General features: G+C 69.6%; 7 protein-coding genes. All 7 read left to right on the forward strand.

The window, feature by feature from the left end:
* Window positions 1-4 precede the first annotated feature (4 nt).
* Entirely contained in the window at window positions 5-970 is a 966-nt protein-coding gene (locus H288_RS0127535) for a HEAT repeat domain-containing protein (RefSeq protein WP_020095797.1), read from the forward strand.
* Window positions 971-1,135: 165 nt separating this feature from the next.
* Window positions 1,136-1,912: a Crp/Fnr family transcriptional regulator gene (locus tag H288_RS0127540; RefSeq protein ID WP_020095798.1), complete on the forward strand. Its 777-nt coding sequence runs from the start codon at window positions 1,136-1,138 to the stop codon at window positions 1,910-1,912.
* A gap of 164 nt (window positions 1,913-2,076) precedes the next feature.
* Window positions 2,077-3,501 carry an ABC transporter substrate-binding protein gene (locus H288_RS0127545; protein ID WP_026605340.1) on the forward strand — a complete coding sequence of 475 codons (1,425 nt, stop codon included), beginning with the start codon at window positions 2,077-2,079 and terminating at the stop codon, window positions 3,499-3,501.
* 6 nt (window positions 3,502-3,507) lie between these two features.
* Window positions 3,508-4,398 (forward strand): ABC transporter permease, encoded by an 891-nt coding sequence (locus H288_RS0127550; protein ID WP_020095800.1) that lies wholly within the window; start codon window positions 3,508-3,510, stop codon window positions 4,396-4,398.
* 72 nt (window positions 4,399-4,470) lie between these two features.
* On the forward strand, window positions 4,471-5,331 hold the full coding sequence (locus tag H288_RS0127555; protein WP_020095801.1) for an ABC transporter ATP-binding protein: 861 nt from the start codon (window positions 4,471-4,473) through the stop codon (window positions 5,329-5,331).
* 23 nt (window positions 5,332-5,354) lie between these two features.
* Window positions 5,355-5,693, forward strand: coding sequence for a ferredoxin FdxA (fdxA, locus tag H288_RS0127560; protein ID WP_020095802.1), 339 nt, complete (start codon window positions 5,355-5,357; stop codon window positions 5,691-5,693).
* Between the two features lie 18 nt (window positions 5,694-5,711).
* On the forward strand, window positions 5,712-6,373 hold a 662-nt coding region (locus H288_RS0127565), incomplete at its 3' end, for a ferredoxin--NADP reductase (RefSeq protein WP_020095803.1).

Here is a 6,373-nt window from a genome sequence, read left to right on the forward strand (position 1 = left end):
GACCATGAGCCCCGTGTTCGATTCCTTCGACGACGATCTCGACGACGTGGCCGAGCGCTGCGCGAGTGCCGACGCCGGCGTCCGGCGCGTCGCGATGATGGAGCTCGCCGAGGCCGTCGGCCCCGCGGCGAAGGTCCTGCTCCTCAAGGGCCTCGGCGATCCGGACGCGGCCGTCCGCGCCGCGGCGGCCAAGGCGCTGGACGAGCACGACGGCGCGGACGTCGTCGAGGGCCTCGTGCGGTCCCTGGAGGACGACGACGAGGCCGTGCGCCGCACCGCCGCCGATACCCTGGCCGAGAAGAAGGAGCCGGCCTGCGGGCCGCTCCTGATCGAGCGCGCCGCGCACACCGACCCGTTCGTGCAGGCCTCCGCCCTGCGGGCCCTGCGCGAGCTCGTCCTGCCGGACGCCCTGTCGGCCGCACTGAAGGCGCTCCAGAGTCCGTCCCCGGAGGTGCGCCGCGAAGGTCTCGGCGTCATCGGCTACCTCAAGGCCGAGGAAGCGCTGCCGGCGCTGATCGCCACCGCGGGCGATCCCGACCCGACGGTCCGGCGCGCCACGATGGCGGCGCTGGTCTTCCTGCGCCCCGGCGGTCCGGGCATCGGCACGTTGATCGCCGGCCTGTCCGACGAGCACTGGCAGGTTCGCGAGGAGGCGGCCGTCTCCTGCGCCAAGATCCGGCTGCCCGAGGCGACGGCGCCCCTAATCGCCGTGATGGACGATCCCGTCTGGCAGGTCCGCACCAAGGCGGCCAATGCCCTGGGCCGGATCCGGGCGCCGGCGGCCGTCGAGATCCTGGGCCGGGCGCTGACCTCGGAGGTCAGCAACCTGCGCAAGGAGGCGGCCGCAGCCCTCGGCGAGATCGCCGACCCGCGAGGCCTCTCGGCCCTCGAGGCGGCCGCCAACGATCCCGATCCCGACGTGCGCAAGCTCATCCAGTGGGCGATCGGACGCTGTCAGGGACGCCCCTGATCGATCCGGCCGTCTCGGCCTCGTCGCGGCGCCGCATCCTCCGGGTGCGGCGCCGCTTCACGTCCGCTCGGCTCCGCGATATCCAGACGCTGCCGGTGCCGGCGGCCAGTTTAGAGCTGGTACAGGGTTTGCTGCGCCGCGGCAGGTAGGTTGCTGGAGGCGGCAATGCAGACCACGGCGCCGATACGCCCGTCTCAGGCCCCGGCGGGGCTCCAGACCCAGGCGAGCGCCCTCCTGCTGTCCGAGGCCGCGCCCAAGGCCGGAACCGGGCAGCGCCCTCTCCTCGACGGGCTGACCGAGCGCGAGGTCGCCCTCGTGCTGGAGAAGGGCCGGCGCCGCGTGCTCTACCGCGGCGCGACCCTGTTCACCCAGGAGACGCCCAACGACGGGATCTGGATCATCGAGAGCGGCCGCATCCGGGTCTTCTACGCCGCGCCGTCCGGTCGCGAGATCACGCTGGCCTACTGGTACCCCGGCAACTTCGTCGGCGGTCCCGACGTGTTCGGCGCCGGCCTCCACAAGTGGTCGGGCATGGCGGCGAGCAATTCCAGCGTGCTGCACCTGCCGGCCAAGGCGCTCCGGCAGCTCGTGACGCAGATCCCGGCCCTCGCGATCGGGGTCATCGACGGCCTGACCTTCAAGGGCCGCTGCTACTCGACCCTGGCCCAGATGCTCGGGACCCGCTCGATCACCGAGCGCCTCGCCCACCTGCTCCTGCACCTGTGCGACCTCTACGGCGTCGCGGAGGAGGACGGGACGGTGATCGCGGCGACCTTCACGCACGCCGACCTCGCCCACATGGTCGGCGCCACCCGGCAATGGGTGACGATCAGCCTGAAGCGGCTCTCGGAGCAGGGCGTCCTCGTCACGCGGCGCACGCAGATCGTCGTCCTGCGTCCGGACATCCTGGCGGCGATGCGCGGCGGCGAGGAATGCGCCTAAAACGCGAGCGTCCCGCACAAAACTGCAGCACATCCGGAGCCGCTCGACTTTTTTGCGCAACTAATCGACCCGCAGGCGTCCTCGGCATTTGATCGGACGCGCCGCAGCGCCCGATCATGCCGTCGATGTCTTCGCGACATCGGGCCGAAATGTTGGAGCGGGCGATGACTGGACGATTTCCCGGGCTCAGATCGGTCTCCGCTCTCGCGCTCCTCGCGCTGGCGGGCGCCGGGATCGGGGCACCGGCCCGCGCCGAGACCCTCACCGTCGGCATCGGCACGCAGGACACGACGACCAACACCGCGACGGTCGGCGTGGTGATCCGCCAGCTCAAGCTGCTGGAGAAGTACCTGCCCAAGACCGGCAAGTACGCCGGCACGACCATCCAGCTCGACTGGCAGAACTTCACGTCCGGGCCGCCGGTCACGAACGGCATGATGGCCGGGAAGCTGCAGTTCGGCGCGATGGGCGATTACCCGCTCGTCGTCAACGGCGCGACGTTCCAGAACAATCCCGAGAGCCAATCGCGGCTGATCGCAGTCGCCGCCTACAATCTCCACGGATCCGGCAACGGGATCGTGGTCAACAAGGCTTCCGAATACTTCTCCTTCGAGGATCTGAAAGGCAAGGTCGTCAGCGTGCCCTTCGGGTCGGCGGCCCACGGGATGGTCCTGAAGGCGCTGCAGGACAAGGGCTACCCGGCCACCTATTTCCGCCTGGTCAGCCAGAGCCCGGAGGTCGGCTCGACCAATCTCCAGGAGCGGAAGATCGACGCGCACGCGGATTTCGTCCCCTTCGCCGAGCTTCTGCCGTTCCGCGGCTTCGCGCGCAAAGTGTTCGATGGCGTCGAGACCAACCTCCCGACCTGGCACGGCGTGGTCGTGCGCTCCGACTTCGCCGACCGCTACCCCGAGATCGTCGAGGCCTACCTGAAGGCCGTCCTCGACGCCGACGCCTGGGTCAAGGCCGATCCGAAGCGCGCCGCCGAGCAGATCGCGGCCTGGACCGGCACCGACAAGGAGGTGGTCTACATCTTCCTCGGGCCCGGCGGGATCATGACCGTCGATCCCACGATCAAGCCGCAGCTGGTCGAGGCCGCCCGCGAGGACGTCAAGGTCCTGCAGCGGCTCGACCGGATCAAGACGTTCGACGTCGGTCCGTGGGTCGACGACGGGCCGCTGCGCAAGGTCTTCGCCGAGCGCGGCCTGGACTACGCGCAGCAGCGCGCGAGCACCGCCAATTACGAGGTGCGCGGCGAGGACACGTACTGCAAGAGGCCCGTCACCGAGCCGCGCAAGGCCGGCGAGATCTGGGTGAAGGGCGGGGCGATCCAGCCCTACGCGAGCGCGGCCTGCACGCTCGGCGCGCTGAACGAGATGAAGTCCAAGGGGCAGGCCGTCGACGTCGCCTACGTCTTCGACACGGCCCGCGGCATCAAGCTGTTCGCCCGGGAGGCCTTCTACGTCGTCGACGGCAAGGGCGGCATCGCGCCGTTCCTGCTGAAGCAGGACGCCGAGGCCGCGGCGCGGGGCGGCGGCACGGTGATGCCCTACGACGAGGCCCTGAAGGCCGCTGTGACGGGAGGCTAGAACCGCATGGAAGCTGTCGCTCGCCGGCCCGCCGCCGAGTCGCGCCCGCCGCGGGCGGCGCCCCTCCCGCCGCCGGCCGCGTCCGCCCGCCCCGCGACCGGCCGCGTCCGCCGCTGGCTGCGGCTGCATCACGGCGCGTTCCGAGCCGCGCTGATCGGGCTCACCTCCCTGATCCTGTTCGTCGCGCTCTGGCAGTATCTGACCGCGAACCGCGTGACCCTCTACGTGCGGTTCCTGAACATCCCGACGCCGATGGACGTCGTGGACCGCGCGGCGATCGCCCTGCGCAGCCCGAACTTCGGCGACCACGTGCTCATCTCCTGCCGCCGGATCCTCTTCGGATTTCTCCTGGCCGGCGGCGTCGCCGTGCCGCTCGGGCTCCTCATGGGGCGCTACCGCCTCCTGCGCGAGATCGCCTTCCCGATCTGCGAGGTGCTGCGGCCGATCCCGGCGATCGCCTGGGTGCCGATGGCGATCATGCTCTGGCCGACCAACGAGGGCTCGATCGTCTTCATCACCTTCCTGGGCTCGTTCTTCCCGATCCTGATCAACACCCTCCAGGGCATGGTCCAGGTCGACCCGGTCCTGGTGCGGGCCGCACGCTGCCTCGGCGCCCGCGAGGCGGCGGTGTTCCGCGAAGTCTACCTGCCGGCCTCGCTGCCGCAGATCTTCACCGGGCTGACGGTCGGCATGGGCGTGGCCTGGGTCTCGCTGATCGCCGCCGAGATGATCTCCGGCCAATTCGGCATCGGCTACTTCACCTGGGAAGCCTACTCGCTGGTCCAGTACCCGGACATCGCCCTCGGCATGATCACGATCGGGCTGCTCGGCCTCGGCTCCAGCTTCGCGATCCGTCTCGTGGGCCGCCTCGTCATGCCCTGGGCCGCGGCCCGCTAGGCCTCGGCCGGCCGCCCGGCGCGGCCCTCGCGGGACCGGTCCTTCACGCGCGTCACCAATCGGGAGCTTGCCATGGCCGAATCGAGCCGGGGCCTGATCGAGGTCAGCGACTTCTGCCTGCGCTACGAGACGATGGAGGGGTCCGTCGAGGCCGTCTCGAACGCCTCGCTCACCGTCCATCCCGGCGAGTTCGTGTCGATCATCGGGCCCTCGGGCTGCGGGAAGTCGACGCTGCTCAACGCGCTGGCCGGCTTCCTCAAGCCGTCGTCCGGGCGGGTCACCGTCGACGGCGAGGCGATCGCGGGACCGAGCGCGGATCGCGGCATGATCTTCCAGCAATACTCCCTGTTTCCCTGGAAGACGGTGCGCGAGAACGTCGAGTTCGGCCTGAAGATGAAGGGCGTCCGGCGCAGCGAGCGCGAGCGTCAGGCGCGGACGCTGCTCGGCCTCGCCGGGCTCACGGCGTTCGAGAACCACTATCCGGACCGATTGTCCGGCGGGATGAAGCAGCGTGTCAGCATCGTGCGCGCGCTCGCCACCGGCCCGCGCATCCTGCTGCTCGACGAGCCGTTCGGCGCCCTGGACGCGCAGACGCGGCTGATCATGCAGCAGATCCTCACCAACATGTGGCAGCGCCTGAAGATCTCGGTGCTGTTCGTGACCCACGACATCGACGAGGCGATCTTCCTCTCCGACCGCGTCTACGTGATGACCGCCCGACCTGGGAGCATCAAGGCCGAGGTCGTGGTGCCCCTGCCCCGCCCGCGCCAGCCGGCCCTGACCCTGTCGTCCGAGTTCCTGGGCCTGCGCCGGGGCCTGATGTCGCTGATCCGCGAGGAGAGCCTGCGCGCGATGGGCGGCGAGGTCAGCGCCGAGGCGATGAAGGGACTGGCGATCGATCTCGAGGGCCAGGATCTCCCCGCGCTGCTCTGACCCCTGCGCCGAGGTGCGAAGTCATGACCTATGTCGTCACCGAGAACTGCATCCGCTGCAAGTACACCGACTGCGTCGAGGTCTGCCCGGTCGACTGCTTCTACGTCGGCGAGACCATGCTGGTGATCAAACCGGACGAGTGCATCGATTGCGGCGTCTGCGAGCCCGAATGCCCGGCCGATGCCATCAGGGCCGACACCGAACCGGCGATGGCGGGCTGGAAGACCTTCAACGCCAAGTACGCCGATCTCTGGCCCAACATCACCGAGAGGACCGAGCCGGCCGACGACGCCGCGGCGTGGGACGGCCGCGGCGGCAAGCTGCTCGACCTGTTCGGGACTGCCGACCCGGCGTCCGCCTGAGCGAGGACTGATCCGTCGATGAGCAAGTTCTACGAGGAGCGCGTTCTGTCGGTCCACCACTGGACCGACAACCTGTTCTCGTTCCGCACGACGCGGGATCCGGCGTTCCGGTTCCGCAACGGCGAGTTCACCATGATCGGCCTGGAGGTCGAGGGCCGGCCGCTGCTGCGCGCCTACTCGGTGGTCTCGGCCAACTACGAGGAGGAGCTGGAGTTCTTCTCGATCAAGGTCCAGGACGGCCCGCTGACCTCGAAGCTGCAGCACCTGAAGGTCGGCGACCCGATCATCGTCGGCAAGAAGCCCACCGGCACGCTGGTGCTCGACAACCTGCTGCCGGGCCGCAACCTGTACCTGCTGGGCACCGGCACCGGCCTGGCGCCGTTCCTGTCGATCATCAAGGATCCCGAGGCCTACGACCGGTTCGAGAAGGTCGTGCTGGTCCACGGCTGCCGGCAGGTGCAGGAACTCGCCTACGGCGAGACCATCACCGAGACGCTGCCGCGCCACGAGTTCCTGGGCGAGATGATCTCGAACCAGCTGGTCTACTACCCGACCGTGACCCGCGAGCCGTTCCGCAACCGCGGCCGGATCACCGACCTGATGGTCTCGGGCAAGCTGTTCGAGGATATCGGCCTGCCGCCGATGGCGATCGAGAACGACCGCTTCATGCTCTGCGGCAG

The sequence above is a fragment of the Methylobacterium sp. 285MFTsu5.1 genome (genome assembly GCF_000383455.1).
Lineage (GTDB): Bacteria > Pseudomonadota > Alphaproteobacteria > Rhizobiales > Beijerinckiaceae > Methylobacterium.